Here is a 17,004-nt window from a genome sequence, read left to right on the forward strand (position 1 = left end):
GAGCGCTTTTCAGCTACTTTCCAGCGCTTTCAGCTACGGTAATCCGCGTTGATAGTCACATAGCCATGAGATAGATCCGAGGTCCACACAGTGGCGCACTCTTCCCCACGACCCAAGTTAATGCGAATGATGATCTCTTCTTTCGCCATGACCGCACTGCCCGCGGCTTCGGTATAACTGGCTGCTCGGCCACCTTTCTCAACCAAGCGCACGTCACCCAAGTCAATGACCACCTTATTGACATCGAACGCTTCCACTGGCGCGCGTCCTACGGCAGCTAGAATACGCCCCCAGTTAGCATCAGAGGCGTAGAGAGCAGTTTTCACCAATGGCGAATGGGCCACGGTAAAGGCAACATCCAACGCTTCTTGCCGAGTAGACGCTTCATTCACCTGGAGCGTTACAAACTTAGTCGCTCCTTCACCATCACGAATAATCGCTTGAGCGAGTTCAGTCATGACACGCTGGAGCGCATTACGGAAAACGGCTATCTGCTCTTCACTTTCAACACGAGCGCCAATGCCGGTCGCTGCTAGCATGCATGCATCGTTAGTTGATGTATCGCTATCAACAGTGATGCAATTAAAAGAGCGATCCACCGTTTCACGTAGCAAGCTCGCTAATAACGTCTGCTCAATCGCTGCATCCGTCACCACGAAACCCAACATGGTAGCCATATTGGGCTTAATCATGCCAGACCCCTTGGTTATGCCGTTGATCGTCACCTGCTGGTCACCGATTGAAACAGTTACGGTAGCCCCTTTGGCCCGAGTGTCAGTCGTCAGAATTCCTTCGCCTGCCTGTTGCCAAGCGAGGCTATCATCTGCCATGGAGCTCAGCGCATTCGGTATACCTGCAAGCAGCCGCGCCATAGGCAGAGACTCGCCAATCACACCCGTTGAAAACGGTATAACCTGACTTTTATCAACATTCGTTTGCTCAGCAAGCGCTTCACAGCTGGCATAAGCATCCTGCAGGCCTGATGCGCCAGTACCTGCATTAGCATTGCCTGTGTTAATTAACCAGTAACGAGGCGCATGCCCTGCGTTTGCGCACGCTTCCAGATGCGCTTTCGCTACGACTACAGGAGCAGCACAAAATGCGTTCTGTGTAAAAACACCTGCTACTGTTGCCGTTTTAGGCAGTTCAATCACCACGACATCACGGCGATCTGGCTTCTTAATCCCTGCCATTGCACTGCCCAGACGCACCCCCTTAAGGGGTGGCAAGTCTGGAAAGGGAACATTACCCACCGCCATGTTTTTCTCCTTTATATTCGCTTTCGCCACGCGTGATTAGCTCAGTTTCCCACAGCACTGCTTATATTTTTTACCCGACCCACATGAGCACGGATCATTGCGCCCTACTTTTGGCCCTTCACGACGCAACGGACGGCCATCAGCCCCTGGCGCTTCTTGTGACACTTCTTCCTGCTGGGCATTAGGGTCATCATGACGGCTAGCAGCCATCGAGCGCTCACGCACTGACTCTTCACGACGCTTCTGTTCTAGTGCATCAACCTCTTCTGGCTGGCGAACCTGCACGTGACTTAGAATACGCGTAACGTCAGCTTTGATGTTGGTTAGCAAGTGCTGGAATAGCTCGAAGGACTCACGCTTGTATTCTTGCTTAGGATTCTTCTGGGCGTAGCCACGTAAATGAATGCCACGACGCAGGTGGTCCATCGACTGCAGATGCTCTTTCCAGCGAGTATCCAAAACTTGCAGCATTACCTGTTTCTCAAAACGACGAATTAACGCAGCTCCAGCAGCTTCAACTTTGGCTTGGTAAGCATCGCGGTGCATCGCTTGTAGACGCTCACGCAACTTCTCTTCACTAAAACGCTCATCCTCTGCCGCCCACTGTGTAACAGGAGCCTCAAGATTAAATTCAGTTTTAAGATGCGCTTCTAATCCTGGTAGATCCCACTGCTCAGCAAGGCTCTGAGGCGGCACGAAATCGCTAATGGTATCTTCCATAACTTCTTCACGAATACCAATAACAGCCTCGGAAACCTCATCAGCAGAAAGAATTTCATTTCGTTGCTCATAGATAACGCGACGCTGATCGTTAGCGACATCGTCGTATTCCAGCAGCTGTTTACGGATATCAAAGTTGCGCCCCTCTACTTTTTTCTGGGCACGCTCAACCGCATTAGAAACCATCTTGTGCTCAATCGCCTCGCCTCGCTCTAGACCGAGAGCCAACATCAAGCGTTTCACCCGATCAGAACCAAACAGGCGCATCAAGCTATCTTCTAACGAGAGGAAGAAACGTGTAGAGCCTGGGTCACCTTGACGGCCTGCGCGGCCACGCAGCTGATTGTCAATACGACGCGACTCATGGCGCTCAGAACCAACAACATGTAAGCCACCCGCTTCTAAAACACCATCATGACGCTTCTGCCATTCTGCCTTTAGTGCATCAATCTGCTCTTGAGTGGGATTTTGCAGTTTAGCCGCTTCCGCTTCCCAGTTGCCCCCCAGAACAATATCGGTACCACGACCTGCCATATTCGTTGCGATAGTAATGGCACCAGGACGACCTGCTTGAGCGATAATTTCCGCTTCGCTCTGGTGCTGTTTTGCATTCAACACATTAAATGTCAGGCCAGCCTCGCGCATAAGGCGAGCTAGGTATTCTGACGTTTCAATTGACGCCGTACCCACCAAAACAGGACGCCCTGCTTCAGTTTCAGTTTTCACATCTTTAATAATCGCTTCGTACTTTTCTTCCGCACTGAGATAGACCAAATCATTCAGGTCTTTACGAGCAAGCGGACGGTTCGTTGGAATAACGACCACATCCAGGCCATAAATTTGCCGGAATTCGAATGCTTCAGTATCGGCAGTGCCGGTCATACCAGCGAGTTTTTCATACAGACGGAAGTAGTTTTGGAATGTAGTGGATGCCAGCGTCTGACTTTCTCGCTGAACAGTGACGCCCTCTTTCGCCTCAACCGCTTGGTGCAAGCCTTCTGACCAACGACGCCCCGGCATAGTACGACCAGTATGTTCATCAACGATAACCACCTGGCCTTCAGACACGATGTAGTCAACGTCTAGATGATAAAGGTGCCGTGCACGCAGCGCGGAGTGCATATGCTGAAGCAAGTTTAGATTTTGTGCAGCATAAAGCGATTCGCCTTCACCCAATAGGCCTTCGGCACGCATCAGCTCTTCAACTTTGTTATGCCCCTGCTCGGTAAGTTCTACCTGCTTTTGTTTTTCATCAAGCAGAAAGTCTCCCGTGACGGGTGCATCACTGTCCTCAGAAGCCTCGCCCTCTTCTAACTGCTGAGCTAGACGATTCACAATGCCGTATAAATCAGTATTTTCATCTACTGCGCCCGAGATAATTAACGGCGTACGAGCCTCATCAATTAAGATAGAGTCGACTTCATCGACGATGGCATAATGCAGGCCACGCTGCACTTTATCCTCAAGCGAGAACGCCATATTGTCACGCAAATAATCAAAACCAAACTCGTTATTGGTTCCGTACGTGATATCACACTGATAGGCATGACGCTTCTCTTCGCCAGTTTGTCCAGCAAAAATAACGCCTACCGATAATCCAAGAAACTCATATAAAGGCCGCATCCACTCGGCATCGCGGCGAGCAAGATAGTCGTTAACGGTGACAACGTGCACGCCTTTACCTGGCAACGCATTTAAATATACGGCAAGTGTTGCCACCAGGGTTTTACCTTCCCCCGTTTTCATTTCAGCAATGCGTCCACGATGCAGCGTCATTCCACCGACCATCTGAACATCAAAGTGGCGCATGTTCATTATCCGCTTACTGGCCTCGCGCACCACGGCAAATGCTTCAGGCAACAAGCTATCAATCGACGCGCCTTCTGCTAATTTCTCTCGCAGTAGCCCAGTCTTTGCCTGTAACTCAGCATCGTTTAGTCCTTCAAGCGCTTGTTCTAAAACGTTAATGCTGAGTACGCTTTTTTGCATGCGTTTAACATCGCGATCATTTTTAGAGCCAACGACTTTACGTAACAAATTATTAATCATGAAAGTTCCAAATCTTTACGAGCGGCCCCTAGAGGGGCGCCCTTTTATATAAGGCAAATAAAGGTAAATTAGCGAACAGAAAGAAAAACTGGCGGGCCACGTGGAGTCAACACATCAATTGCAGCAACCAATCGATGTGGAAGATGAGAAAAACAGTAGGCAGAGTGCTTGATGACAGAGGAATAAAAATACCTTTGCTCGCCTATCCAACGGCACAGCGCACACCGTTTTTTAGCTATCCATTTTGATTGGGCGCGCAGCATCGCCGGCACCCAAAAACAGATAATCACACCACGCTCACCGCTACGCAATGTCTCGGAAGGATGTAAACTAGCAGGTAATAAACAGCTCACTAAGAGGCCTGCCAGCCACCAACGCGCTAAGCCGTTTCGGCGTTGCCGCCGCGGCGAAGCAGACAAAACATCTGGCGTTGATGACATACTGTGGGCTGGCTCCTGAGCGTGTTAGGCTCTACCAATGAAAAGACAATATAAGACGCTAGTGGCAACCGTCAGTGTGACGCAACCAATAACGTTCTAGGAATCAAGTTGATGAGTATAAAGGTTAAGCGATCTCGCGCACAGCCCATTACCCAACTGCTGACCAAGTCTGGCAGCATGGGCCAACTTATGCGACAGTCCCGCTTAATTGATCAGGCCCAACGTCATTTACGCGCCCACCTTCCTGATTCAATGCGAGAGCATATCTTCGTCGGCGGCTTTCAAAACGGACGCTTGACGCTAATTAGCGGCCAAGCAAGCTGGTTGACATGGTTACGCTATGAACAACCTCGTCTGCTGGTTCTATTGCACCAGTTACCAGGATTTGAAAGTGTCACTGGCTTTACCCTTAAGGTGCGTCCTATCCGGCCGATTGAGAGGCCCAAACGCTACAACCGCACACTCTCTGAAAGCGCAGGCAAAGCAGTATCAGACTGTGCGAAAGATACCGACAACCCCTCACTAAAAAGGGCATTAGAGCGTCTAGCTGCTCATGCACCTAAACATCCAGACCACAACTAGAGAAAAAACACCCAAGCTAAGCCTCAAAAAGCACAAAACACCGCCAAGGCGGTGTTTTGTAACGGCGGGAACCGGGGCATGCAATCAATTTGTTTGGTGCTTTTCTTATGCCATTGCTGGTGCCGAGTATGAAATAGGCGCCACGGCTTTTTCTTCTTCAAATGTGACTATTTCGTATGCATCTGGTTGTGCCAGTAGCTCGCGACATAGTTGATTATTCAGCGCGTGACCGGATTTAACGCCACGAAACTCACCAATTAGGCTAAAGCCTAGCTGGTAGAGATCACCGATAGCATCCAGCACTTTATGCTTAACGAACTCATCGTCATAGCGTAAACCGCCTTCGTTTACGATACGGTAATCGTCCACAACAATAGCGTTATCTAAACTACCACCAAGCGCCAGGTTATTAGACCGTAAAAATTCTAGATCGCGCATAAACCCAAAGGTACGTGCACGAGAAACCTCTTTAACAAACGACGTCGTTGAAAAGTCTATCAGGGCAGTCTGTTTTTGCTGTTCAAATACCGGATGGTCAAAATCAATAACAAACGAAACTTTAAATCCTTGATGCGGTAAAAAAACAGCTTCTTTATCACCATCACTGACGCTAATACGGCGCTTGATGCGAATAAATTTCTTAGGTGCTTCTTGTTCTAAAATGCCCGCTGACTGAATTAAGAATACAAAAGGGCTAGCACTGCCGTCCATAATAGGCACTTCAGGCGCACTTACATCAACGTAGGCATTATCAATTCCCAGCCCAGCAAATGCCGACATCAAGTGTTCTACCGTCGCCACCTTCACGCCATTGTAAGAAAGCGCGGTGCATAATGTCGTATCTTCGACCAATTCAGCACGTGCAGGCACTTGTACAATAGGCTCTAAATCGGTTCGAACAAACACGATTCCAGTGTTAACCGGCGCAGGGCGCAAAGCTAAATGAATTTTTTTGCCAGAGTGCAGACCCACTCCGGTAGCGCGAATGACGTTTTGTAATGTGCGTTGTCTGATCATGGGCAGCGGTCGAACTCTAATGACGGCGGTTACCGGCAACGTTGCCAACAAATACCGCCAAGGGAAGAAAATTAAGAAACAGTGTTCACTTTAACAGCAAACAAGCGTTTTAACCATTAAAACTCTTGTTTGCTGTTTCACTGAACCCAATGATGTGATTAATCTGCTTGACGGCGTAAAAACGCGGGGATATCCAAATAATCATCCGCATCCGGCGTGCGGCGTTTTTCTGGACGGGGTTTAGCAGCTGGATCAGATGCTTCAGCTCGCGCCGAGGCTTGCTGACGCATGACAGTGGGCTGCTGCAACTTACGATAATCAGCAGATGCATCAGCAGCGGATCTGCGCGCCGGCTCACGGGAGGCAACTTTCGCTTTATTGCCATCTAAACCAGCAGCAACTACCGTCACACGCAGCTCATCAGACATTTCCATGTCGATTGAGGTACCCACCACAATAGTTGCTTCCTGAGAGGCAAACTCTTGAACAGTGGCACCTACATCATTAAATTCACCAATCGACAAATCAGGACCCGCTGTAATATTGACCAAAATACCGCGAGCGCCGTGTAGATCAATATCTTCAAGCAACGGGCTTCGAATGGCTTTCTCCGCGGCTTCACGCGCACGATTTTCGCCAGTTGCCCCACCAGTCCCCATCATCGCCATGCCCATTTCTGACATAACGGTGCGAACATCAGCAAAGTCAACGTTGATAATGCCCGGGCTAGTAATAAGCTCTGCGATGCCTTGAACCGCGCCAAGCAACACGTCGTTGGCAGCACTAAATGCCGTTAGCAACGTTGCGTTTTTACCTAGCACAGAGAGCAGTTTTTCGTTTGGAATAGTAATTAACGAATCCACATGCTCAGAAAGCTCTTTCATGCCTTCTTCAGCGGCACGCATTCGTTTCGGCCCTTCAAATGGGAAGGGACGGGTAACAACAGCAACAGTCAAAATACCTAGTTCTTTGGCAACTTGAGCAACCACTGGCGCACCACCAGTGCCTGTCCCCCCCCCCATACCGGCCGTAATGAACACCATGTCCGCACCATTCAATAGCTCAGCGATGCGGTCCCGATCTTCCATGGCAGCTTGACGACCCACCTCAGGGTTTGCTCCCGCCCCAAGACCTTTAGTGATTTCTCCACCAAGCTGCAGAACTGTTTTTGCAGACACCCGTTTAAGTGCTTGAGCATCGGTATTGGCGCAAATAAATTCAACGCCTTCAATATTACTTTCAACCATGTGGTTAACAGCATTGCCGCCACCACCGCCAACACCGACCACTTTGATGACCGCACTGCTCGAGGGTGCGTTATCTACCAATTCGAACATAAGCCCCGTCTCCTGAACCGCGCTTGCGGCCCTGTCAGAAATTTCCTTTGAACCAGCCTTTAATTCTTGCCAGCGCCGATTGACCTTCCTTGATATCACGCCGGGTTAACTCATTGCGTCCTTTGTGAACAGCAACAACTCCCCCGTGGCTTTCTAGGCCTTGCCCATGTCGCGCTTCTTGTAAGGCATAATGCAATAACCCCACACCTGTCGCATAGATTGGGTTACGTACCACGTCTGCCAAACCTTTAACATTTTGCGGACAAGCAATACGAACTGGCATATGAAAAATCTCTTCTGCCAATTCACTGACGCCCTCCATGCGTGAGGTGCCCCCTGTGAGCACAACACCAGCAGCCACCATATCCTCATAGCCGCTACGACGTAATTCGTCTCTTACCAACGTAAATAGTTCCTCGTACCGAGGCTCAACCACTTCGGCAAGCGCCTGACGCGATAAATCGCGTGCTGGACGATCTCCTACGCTGGGTACTTTGATCATTTCATCACTTGCAGCTAGCTGTGTTAGCGCACAAGCATATTTAACTTTAATTTCTTCAGCATGTTGCGTTGGTGTTCGTAACGCCATCGCTATATCGTTCGTTACCTGGTCACCCGCAATAGGAATAACAGCGGTGTGGCGAATGGCACCTTCGCTGAATATGGCCATATCGGTGGTACCACCTCCGATATCCACCATACAAACGCCTAATTCCCGCTCATCTTCAGTAAGCACTGCCATACTTGAAGCTAGCTGTTCAAGAATAATAGCATCTACCTCTAGGCCACAGCGGCGTACACACTTTTCGATATTTTGAACAGCGTTTAACGCCGCTGTTACTAGATGCACCTGTGCTTCTAGACGCACACCTGACATTCCCAGAGGCTCACGGATACCACCTTGTGCATCAATTGAGAACTCTTGGGGCAACACATGTAAAACACGTTGTCCTTCTGAAACTGCACGGGCACGAGCAGAATCAATGACTCGCTCGATATCAGACGGCGTGACCTCCCTCTCTTTAATCGCGACAACCCCGTCAGAATTCATTGAGCTGATATGACTACCGGCAACGCCAACATAAACAGAATGAATATCACAACCAGCCATTAACTCAGCTTCTTCAACAGCACGCTGTATAGACTGCACTGTTGATTCGATGTTGATAACCACACCTCGCTTCATACCACGCGATGGATGAGAACCAATGCCTGCTATTTCAATCCCGCCATCATCGGTAGGTTGACCGACTATCGCGACAACTTTGGACGTTCCAATGTCCAGCCCGACAACCATATTGGATGCGTTGGGTGAGCCTGCCATGAGTCGGATAATCTCCCTTGAAAATTTTTTAAACGATATTTTTGCCTAGCAACTGCGCCAAACTGTTAAAATAATGGTGCTAGAATTCAAAGCAGCATTAATGCTTGTTAAAAAAGCAAGCCACATTTTGATGGGGCCAATTAAGGAAACCCACAAAGAAGCATCTGCCATAGCCATCTTTCATAACATAGTATAGAAACAATACTCGCAATACGACTAGCGACATCTTACGATAATGATCTTCTTAGCCAATTTAAACCCTATTCACGGCTTTTCACTGTTGGCAACCACTTACATTTACCTACTTTTTGCACATTTTAAGCCGTTAACTACTCATCTTCCTCCAAAAAGTCACTCTCTCCGTGCCAAGCAACAGCAACACCGTTAGGGTAACGCAAATCGATATAGCGGATATGCTCACCGAGACGAGCAAGTTCACGCTGCCATGATGCTGAAAGCCTAGCCAACCGGATGTCATGCTGACGTCTTCCCAACATGACCCAAGCTCCGTTACTTAACTGAAGTCGCCATGCACCACGAGGCTCTAAGCGCAACTGGGAAAGTGACAGCGATAACCCCTGGAAGTGGGGTGTTAAGCGTCGATAGTAGGTAAGCACTTCTTCACCGCTTCCGGTCGGCCCCGCCAGATCGGGCAACCCCTGAGGAACCTGCAAGGGCGCAAACGCAAATGCCTCTCCTTCGGGGTTAAGCAAAAAATCATCATTCCAGCGGGCCACGGGCGTTTGCTCTACCAGTTCAAACACTAGTGCGTTTGGCCACTCTCTGGAAATTCTTACTTCATGCAGCCAACCAATTCTCAACGCACGCTGGCGCAGCTCACCTAAGTCTGCCGAAAGCCATGTAACCTCTTGAACGAGCGGCGCCAGCTGAGTCTGCAGATAATCAGCACTTACATACTCCCATTCGCCACGTATGGACACACGCTCAATAGGCTTATCTAGCCATAGCCACAATGCTCGGCCACCAGCACCCAGTAACAGTGCTAGCAATATGAGGCCTAACCACGCATTTCGCTTTTTCATGAGTAGCTGCGTTGAACCGCAGTGTTCAATATGCGCAATACCAGCTGATCAAAATCTATTCCCGCATGCGCTGCTGCTTGCGGCACTAAACTATGATCTGTCATTCCTGGCACTGTATTAACTTCAATCAGCCAAAACTTGCCCATTGCATCGCGCATCACATCGACGCGCCCCCACCCTTCGCCACCTACCGCATCAAATGCTTTTTCGCATAATTCTGCCAAGGCCTGCTCATCAATAGATGGTAAGCCGCTAGGTAGGTGGTACTGGGTGGTGTTAGCAATGTATTTCGCTTCGTAATCATAAAAGCCACCAGGAACTTCAACACGGATGGCCGGCAATACCTCATTATCAAGCAGAGCAACGGTGTACTCTTCACCGACAACGAAACGCTCAGCCATAACACGGGCATCATAGCTCGCCGCTTCATAATAGGCGGCTTCCAATGCTTCCTGGCTCTTAACAATACTAATACCCAGCGTGGAACCTTCATGAACAGGCTTCACCATCATTGGCAAGCCAAGCTGTGCTACCACCGATGCCCAGTCAGACGTGTCGCTCAGCATTACGCTTTCGGGAGTAGGCAACCCAACGGCTTGCCAAACCTGCTTCGTGCGCTGCTTATCCATGCCTAGTGCTGACGCCAGCACCCCACTGCCGGTGTAAGGAAGTCCTAGAAGCTCTAGCGCACCCTGTAATGTGCCATCTTCTCCACCACGACCATGTAAGGCAACAAACACTGCTGTTGGTGCCAGCCGCTCTAGCCCCACCAAACCGCCTTCTTTTGGATCGTAGCCAAGGGCATCAATACCTTGGCGTTTGAGCGCAGCAAGCACCGCGGCACCACTTTTAAGAGACACCTCGCGTTCCGCCGATGTGCCCCCATAAACAACAACGACACGCGCTAAGGGGTCGTTCAGTGACATTGTTTCACTCATAGCTCTACCTTATCCAGCGCCAACTTAGCTTGGGCGAAACGAAGCGAAATACCACCCACATCACCAGCGCCTTGAGTAATGAAAATGTCCCCAGGACGCAAAAGTTTGTTTAATAGTGCAGGTAACTCCTGCTTATGCTCAACGAATAAGGGATCAACTTCGCCCCGCTGGCGAATAGACCCCGCAAGCGTACGCCCTTCTGCCCCGGGAATCACAGCCTCCCCAGCGCTGTAAACATCTAATAGAACAAGCGTGTCCACTTGTGAGAGTACTCGAACGAAGTCTTCATAAAGATCGCGGGTGCGACTATAGCGATGTGGCTGATAAAGCATCACTAAACGGCGATCTGGCCAACCTGCCCGTATCGCCTGGATAACCATGTCAACCTCACGGGGATGGTGCCCGTAATCGTCTACTAACATGACCTCGCCATCGCCATTAGGGGCTTTGAAATGGCCATGCACCTGGAAGCGGCGTCCCACGCCAGCAAAGCCTGCCAGACCACGTAAAATGGCTTCGTCGCCCACCCCTGCGTCCGTTGCCACCACAATAGCAGCCATCGCATTTAGTGCGTTGTGACGTCCTGGCATCGCTAATCGAATAGCAAGCGGAGCAGCCTCACCAGGGCGTATCGCGGTAAACGATACTTCACCCGCCTGTTGAGTAAAATCCACAATGCGGTAGTCAGCATCTTCATCGAAACCATAGGTCACAAACTGTCGTTTCACCTGATCACGCAACGACCGGATATTTGCATCGTCAATACACAACACAGCCAGCCCGTAAAACGGCAAATTGTGAAGAAACTCAATGAATGTGCTTTTTAGCCGCTCAAAATCCCCACCATAGGTGGCCATATGGTCTGCATCTATATTCGTTACAATAGAGACCATCGGCTGAAGATGAAGGAATGATGCATCAGACTCATCCGCCTCAGCGACTAGATAATCGCCCTCTCCCAAGCGCGCATTAGCGCCCGCACTGGTAAGCTTTCCACCAATCACGAAGGTAGGGTCTAGCCCGCCTTCCGCCAACAGCGTTGCTGTCAAACTGGTGGTGGTTGTCTTACCGTGTGTTCCAGCAACAGCAATGCCATGGCGGAAACGCATTAGCTCGGCCAGCATTTCAGCACGCCTTACTACTGGCACACGATGCTCATGGGCCCAGCGAATTTCAGGATTCGTTACATCAATAGCGCTGGAGACAACGACGACATCAGCCCCCGCCACATTCTCTTCAGAATGACCGATAGCAACGTTAACTCCACACTGACGAAGGCGTTCAATGACATTTGATTCCTTCATATCGCTGCCGCTGACGCTGTAGCCCTGATTAGCAAGCACCTCAGCGATTCCACACATACCTGCGCCACCGATACCAACAAAGTGCAAACGCTTAATACGGCGCATACCCGGGCCACTTGGACGGACACCTGAGTGCAACGCGTTATTAATAGAATCGGTCACGCAGTCTCTCCTTGTTTAACCAACGCTAGACACCCCTCTGTAAGCCGTTCAGTCGCATCTAAGTAGGCTTTCTGCCGGGCTTTAGAAGCCATCTCTGATAATACGCTTGGGACTAATAGCTCATCCAAATAGTGTGTTAATCGCTCGGGGGTAAGCTCAGACTGTTTAACACAAAGCGCCGCCCCGGCTTTTACTAAAACATCAGCATTGACCCGCTGATGATCATCAACAGCAAATGGAAACGGCACTAGCAAGGCGGGCTTTGCAGCAGCGGCAAGCTCTGCCACTGTTAGCGCTCCGGCACGGCAAACGACTAAATCTGCCCACTCATATGCGGCCGCCATATCATCAATAAAGGGAGTGACATCTGCCACAATTCCATGCTCAACGTAGGCGCTTGCCGTCGCCACATCTCGGTCTTTGCCAGCTTGGTGGCGAACATCAGGGCGACGCTCAGGAGGTAAACCTGCCAACCCAGGCGGCAAGCGCTCATTCAGTGCCACCGCCCCTAGAGAGCCCCCAACAACTAGTAACCGTAGCGGTCGAGCGGCTAGTTCAGAAGCACCCCTAGGATGCTCACCCAGTGCAGCAATATCTTCTCGCACGGGATTGCCAATCACTTCTGCCTTGTCACCAAAAGCCTCGGTAAACGCCGCGTAAGTACGTGTCGCTAATTTCGAGAGCACTTTATTAGTCAGCCCAGCAATAGCATTTTGTTCATGTATCACCAATGGCACCCTGGAAAGCCATGCCGCCAGCCCACCTGGGCCACTGGCAAATCCACCCAACCCAACCACCACATCAGGATTGAAGCGACGAATTACCTTCCGTGCTTGCAGTACAGCTTGGGAAAGATTCAGCGGCGCTTTCAGCCAGCCAACTACTCCTTTACCACGGAGACCGCTTATGTCGATGGTATGAAGCGTAATACCTGCTTCTGGTACCAAGCGATTTTCGATCCCTCTTGGGCTTCCCAGCCATTCAACATCGACATTGTGAGCATTGAGCGAACGTGCTAAAGAAAGCGCCGGGATAACATGACCACCGGTACCCCCTGCCATAATTAAAATGCGTCGACGTGCGTTCGTCGTCACAAACAACTCCTTGAGTAGTCACGATAACCGAGGTTCATGACGTGATTTATAGGGCGTCGATAGACGACGAGGCCGGTGACGCGTTTCGGCATCAACGCGTAGCAATAAGCCAATCATCATACCGGTTACCAATAAACTTGAACCGCCATAGCTAATCAGTGGCAATGTTAACCCTTTCGTTGGCAACAACCCTGAACTTACCGCCATGTTAATAAATGCCTGCGCTGCAATAACAAAACCTATGCCATAGCTGACATAGGCGCCGAACAAGTGGCCCGCCAACTCTGCACGCCGCCCAATCAACATCGCGCGGATAATCAGCAATGTGAACAGCAGTACCACAAGGATAGCGCCAATCATGCCAAGCTCTTCCGCGATCACGGCAAATATAAAGTCCGTGTGGGCTTCCGGTAGATAGTGGAGCTTTTGAACACTATTACCTAAACCAGTACCGGTCACGTGTCCACGACCAAACGCAATCAGTGCCTGAGTCAGTTGATAACCAGTCGCAAACTGATCCGCCCACGGATCTAGAAAGCTAGTCCAGCGCGCTAACCGGTAAGGCTCCATCACCACCATCATCACAGCTCCCGCAGCTAATACGCCACCGCTACCGAAGAGCAAGGTAAGTGAGGCACCACTCATCATTAACATACCAATAACGCACACGGTATAGACCACCATGCCACCAAAATCGGGGGCGAGGAACAGTAATCCCGCAGGAACAGCCAGTACCGCTAAAGGTCGCCACATACTTAAAGCACGACGGCGCAGGTCATAGGTAAAACGAGACATGAACGCTGCCATGTAAAAAATCAAACCAATTTTTCCCAGCTCGGAAACCTGCAAGCTAGGCAAGGGGCCAGGCAGTGAAATCCAGCGCTTACTACCATTGACCTCTTGACCAATCAATAGCACTAGCGCAAGCAACAAAATACTGATCAACAAAAATAACGCCGCGTTTTGACGCCACGCCTCCAGAGGGACACACAGCATGAAAAAGCAGGCTAGAACGGCCAATAATAAAAAGATCCCATGCTGCCGAGCATAGTGATAGCTATTTTCAAGTAGCCCTACTGATGCCGAACTAACCATTACCCAACCCAAGCCAGCTAATGCTATGGCAGCAATAATCAGCCACACATCAGTGGGTAAATGGCGCGTTGTCAGCGCATCGCGAATACGCTGGACTCTGCTCATACCCTACTCCCTGAGTCGTTATGCTGAAGCTGCTTTTGCTCGACCCAAGACCGAAAAGCATCGCCTCTAGCTTGATAGTTTATAAATTGATCTAGGCTTGCACAGGCGGGCGATAACAGCACGCAATCGCCGGGTTCAGCAATTTCCCAAGCGATTTCCATTGCTAGAGTTAAATCGTTAACTACTTGTACTGAAACAGACGATGACAACGCCGACTTAAGGCGATGGGCATCAATACCAAACAGCAATACGGCTTTGGCGCACTCTGCTAAAGGGGCTGCCAACGGTGTGAAATCTGCCCCCTTACCAACGCCACCGGCTAATAATATTACTTTACCCTCAAGCGACGCACTAATACCTTGTATCGCGGCTAGCGTGGCGCCAACGTTAGTACCTTTTGAATCATTCACCCACAAAACGCCATTAACTCGTGCAATGACTTCGCTACGGTGGGGCAACCCTTTAAAAGAAGCTAATGCCTGGCACATAGACACTTTTGCGAAGCCTAACGCACTGCCCATTGCCAGCGCTGCCAGTGCATTGGCATAGTTATGCAGACCAGCAATGGCTAATTTTTCTGTACCAAGCCAGGCAACATCACCATGAAACAGCGTTAGCTCGCCGTCCTTTTGAGCAACTCCCCAGTCATCACCCTCAGGCGCAGAAGCCTTAAAGCGCTGGACATGAGAGACTGACACCTCTGGCCAAGTGAGGGGATCATCTGCATTGACAATAGCTGTTTGCGCACCATAGAAAATACGCTGTTTGGCGCGATGGTAACCCGCCATATCACCATGTCGATCTAAATGATCTTCACAGATATTTAAAAAAGCAGCCACTTTAGCGCTCAGACGAGGCGTTGTTTCTAGCTGAAAACTTGAGAGTTCAAGGATGTAAAGCTCGGCATTTGGACAATCAGCTAATAAATCCAACGCTGGCGTGCCTAAATTGCCACCCACGGCAGCGTTCACACCCGCAGCGCTAGCCATCTCACCCAATAGCGTAGTGACCGTTGACTTAGCATTAGAGCCAGTAATGGCAGCAATTGGTGCATTGACAGCCCGCACAAACAAGGCAATTTCGCCTACCAGCATAGGTTCACCCGTTGCTGGATTATAACGCTCTAACAAGCCTTCAAGCCCTGGTGAATGAGGGTCTACACCAGGACTAATAACCACTTCGTGGGCATTCGTAAAATCAAGCGCCGTCAATGGGCCACAATAAACCTCAATATCCGGATATTGCTTCTGAAAATCGTCTAATCCTGGGGGGGCTGCTCGTGTATCTGCCACCATAAATAGCATGCCTTGACGCGCCAAATGACGACAAATAGCTTGCCCAGAGATACCAAGACCAATAACAACAGTGACTCCATTTGCGACACGCACGATGACCGGCTCCTTTACACATCACGCTAATAGCAGCAACACTGCCACTACTACCTTGCTAATCATCGAACTTTCAGCGTAGCAAGCCCTAACAACACCAATACAACGGTAATAATCCAAAAACGAACAATTACCCGCGGCTCTGGCCATCCCTTCAACTCATAGTGGTGATGCAAAGGTGCCATACGGAAAATACGCCGGCCGGTAAGCTTATAAGAGCCGACTTGGAGAATCACTGAGATCGTTTCAAGCACAAAAATGCCGCCCATGATAAACAGCACAATTTCTTGGCGCACAATAACAGCCACGACGCCTAGCGCGGCACCAAGTGCCAGCGCCCCCACATCTCCCATAAACACCTGAGCCGGATAGGTGTTGAACCACAAAAACCCCAAGCCAGCGCCAGCAATAGTGGCACAAAAAACGGCTAACTCGCCGGTACCATGAATAAAAGGAATATGCAGATAGTTAGCAAACACAGCGTTACCACTTGCATAAGCAAAGACCGACAAGCCCATAGCCACGAGCACGGTGGGCATGATTGCCAAACCATCAAGACCATCAGTGAGGTTAACTGCGTTAGAACTGCCGACGATCACAAAGTAGGTCAGCACGATATAGAACACGCCAAGGGGTAGCGCGACATCTTTAAACATTGGGATCAATAGGCTAGTTTCAGCCGGTGTAGCAGCGGTAAAATAAAGCACCACAGCAGCACTAATCCCCACCACCGACTGCCAGAAGTACTTCCAGCGCGCGGGAAGTCCACGTGGGTTCTTTTCGACAACTTTACGATAATCATCGACCCAACCAACAGCACCAAAGCCTAATGTGACCAGTAGCACTACCCAAACATAATGGTTAGTTAAATCGCCCCAGACCAGCGTACTGATAGCAATCGCCAACAAAATCATTGCCCCACCCATGGTGGGTGTACCTGCTTTAGACAAGTGAGACTGGGGGCCATCATCACGTATCGCTTGACCAATTTGGCCTTCCACTAACCGACGTATCACCCAGGGGCCAAGCCACAGGCATAACATGAGCGCTGTTAGCGCTGCGAGAATGACACGTAAGGTTAAATAGTTAAAAACTTGGAAAGCAGACTGATATTGGGCTAGAAAATTCGCCAGGTGAAGTAACATGA

13 protein-coding genes are annotated in these 17,004 nt (G+C 50.0%); 1 reads left to right on the plus strand and 12 read right to left on the minus strand.

The window, feature by feature from the left end:
* Positions 1-29 precede the first annotated feature (29 nt).
* A complete protein-coding gene (argJ, locus tag K1Y77_RS10010) occupies positions 30-1,259 on the minus strand; it encodes a bifunctional glutamate N-acetyltransferase/amino-acid acetyltransferase ArgJ (protein ID WP_264428282.1) in 1,230 nt (409 codons plus the stop codon).
* 36 nt (positions 1,260-1,295) lie between these two features.
* Positions 1,296-4,028 carry a preprotein translocase subunit SecA gene (gene secA / locus K1Y77_RS10015; RefSeq protein ID WP_030072372.1) on the minus strand — a complete coding sequence of 911 codons (2,733 nt, stop codon included), beginning with the start codon at positions 4,026-4,028 and terminating at the stop codon, positions 1,296-1,298.
* A gap of 551 nt (positions 4,029-4,579) precedes the next feature.
* On the opposite strand from secA, the gene K1Y77_RS10020 reads away from it, so the two are divergent.
* Positions 4,580-5,050, plus strand: a complete 471-nt coding sequence (locus K1Y77_RS10020) for a DUF721 domain-containing protein (RefSeq protein ID WP_030072367.1) — start codon at positions 4,580-4,582, stop codon at positions 5,048-5,050.
* Between the two features lie 105 nt (positions 5,051-5,155).
* Here K1Y77_RS10020 and lpxC read toward each other — a convergent pair whose 3' ends face one another.
* The 10 genes from lpxC to mraY all read right to left on the minus strand — a co-directional run bounded on the left by lpxC (position 5,156) and on the right by mraY (position 17,002).
* Positions 5,156-6,067, minus strand: a complete 912-nt coding sequence (gene lpxC / locus K1Y77_RS10025; protein WP_030072365.1) for a UDP-3-O-acyl-N-acetylglucosamine deacetylase — start codon at positions 6,065-6,067, stop codon at positions 5,156-5,158.
* A gap of 158 nt (positions 6,068-6,225) precedes the next feature.
* Positions 6,226-7,404, minus strand: coding sequence for a cell division protein FtsZ (gene ftsZ, locus K1Y77_RS10030; RefSeq protein WP_030072363.1), 1,179 nt, complete (start codon positions 7,402-7,404; stop codon positions 6,226-6,228).
* Positions 7,405-7,438: 34 nt separating this feature from the next.
* The gene (gene ftsA, locus K1Y77_RS10035; protein ID WP_030072361.1) at positions 7,439-8,728 is read right to left on the minus strand and encodes a cell division protein FtsA; all 1,290 of its coding nucleotides are present in this window, start codon (positions 8,726-8,728) and stop codon (positions 7,439-7,441) included.
* Between the two features lie 329 nt (positions 8,729-9,057).
* The gene (locus tag K1Y77_RS10040) at positions 9,058-9,771 is read right to left on the minus strand and encodes a cell division protein FtsQ/DivIB (protein ID WP_030072358.1); all 714 of its coding nucleotides are present in this window, start codon (positions 9,769-9,771) and stop codon (positions 9,058-9,060) included.
* Positions 9,768-10,709, minus strand: coding sequence for a D-alanine--D-alanine ligase (locus K1Y77_RS10045; RefSeq protein ID WP_264428284.1), 942 nt, complete (start codon positions 10,707-10,709; stop codon positions 9,768-9,770). Before K1Y77_RS10045 ends, K1Y77_RS10040 begins: the two co-directional genes overlap by 4 nt.
* A complete protein-coding gene (gene murC, locus K1Y77_RS10050) occupies positions 10,706-12,118 on the minus strand; it encodes a UDP-N-acetylmuramate--L-alanine ligase (protein WP_264019235.1) in 1,413 nt (470 codons plus the stop codon). The genes K1Y77_RS10045 and murC overlap by 4 nt, the downstream gene beginning before the upstream one ends.
* A gap of 53 nt (positions 12,119-12,171) precedes the next feature.
* A complete protein-coding gene (murG, locus tag K1Y77_RS10055; RefSeq protein ID WP_264428286.1) occupies positions 12,172-13,269 on the minus strand; it encodes an undecaprenyldiphospho-muramoylpentapeptide beta-N-acetylglucosaminyltransferase in 1,098 nt (365 codons plus the stop codon).
* An 18-nt stretch (positions 13,270-13,287) separates the two neighbouring features.
* Complete coding sequence (gene ftsW, locus K1Y77_RS10060; protein WP_030072350.1) at positions 13,288-14,469, minus strand: putative lipid II flippase FtsW; 1,182 nt, start codon at positions 14,467-14,469, stop codon at positions 13,288-13,290.
* A complete protein-coding gene (gene murD, locus K1Y77_RS10065; RefSeq protein ID WP_035536532.1) occupies positions 14,466-15,860 on the minus strand; it encodes a UDP-N-acetylmuramoyl-L-alanine--D-glutamate ligase in 1,395 nt (464 codons plus the stop codon). Before murD ends, ftsW begins: the two co-directional genes overlap by 4 nt.
* 59 nt (positions 15,861-15,919) lie before the next feature.
* On the minus strand, positions 15,920-17,002 hold the full coding sequence (gene mraY, locus K1Y77_RS10070) for a phospho-N-acetylmuramoyl-pentapeptide-transferase (RefSeq protein ID WP_030072348.1): 1,083 nt from the start codon (positions 17,000-17,002) through the stop codon (positions 15,920-15,922).
* Positions 17,003-17,004 lie beyond the last annotated feature (2 nt).

This window comes from Halomonas qaidamensis (genome assembly GCF_025917315.1).
In the GTDB taxonomy this organism is placed as follows: Bacteria; Pseudomonadota; Gammaproteobacteria; order Pseudomonadales; family Halomonadaceae; genus Vreelandella; species Vreelandella qaidamensis.

Bases quoted from the DNA above. Each gene is read 5' to 3' on its own strand.
- argJ (WP_264428282.1), bottom strand. From the start codon at position 1,259: ATGGCGGTGGGTAATGTTCCCTTTCCAGACTTGCCACCCCTTAAGGGG.
- secA (WP_030072372.1), bottom strand. From the start codon at position 4,028: ATGATTAATAATTTGTTACGTAAAGTCGTTGGCTCTAAAAATGATCGC.
- K1Y77_RS10020 (WP_030072367.1), top strand. From the start codon at position 4,580: ATGAGTATAAAGGTTAAGCGATCTCGCGCACAGCCCATTACCCAACTG.
- lpxC (WP_030072365.1), bottom strand. From the start codon at position 6,067: ATGATCAGACAACGCACATTACAAAACGTCATTCGCGCTACCGGAGTG.
- ftsZ (WP_030072363.1), bottom strand. From the start codon at position 7,404: ATGTTCGAATTGGTAGATAACGCACCCTCGAGCAGTGCGGTCATCAAA.
- ftsA (WP_030072361.1), bottom strand. From the start codon at position 8,728: ATGGCAGGCTCACCCAACGCATCCAATATGGTTGTCGGGCTGGACATT.
- K1Y77_RS10040 (WP_030072358.1), bottom strand. From the start codon at position 9,771: ATGAAAAAGCGAAATGCGTGGTTAGGCCTCATATTGCTAGCACTGTTA.
- K1Y77_RS10045 (WP_264428284.1), bottom strand. From the start codon at position 10,709: ATGAGTGAAACAATGTCACTGAACGACCCCTTAGCGCGTGTCGTTGTT.
- murC (WP_264019235.1), bottom strand. From the start codon at position 12,118: ATGCGCCGTATTAAGCGTTTGCACTTTGTTGGTATCGGTGGCGCAGGT.
- ftsW (WP_030072350.1), bottom strand. From the start codon at position 14,469: ATGAGCAGAGTCCAGCGTATTCGCGATGCGCTGACAACGCGCCATTTA.
- mraY (WP_030072348.1), bottom strand. From the start codon at position 17,002: ATGTTACTTCACCTGGCGAATTTTCTAGCCCAATATCAGTCTGCTTTC.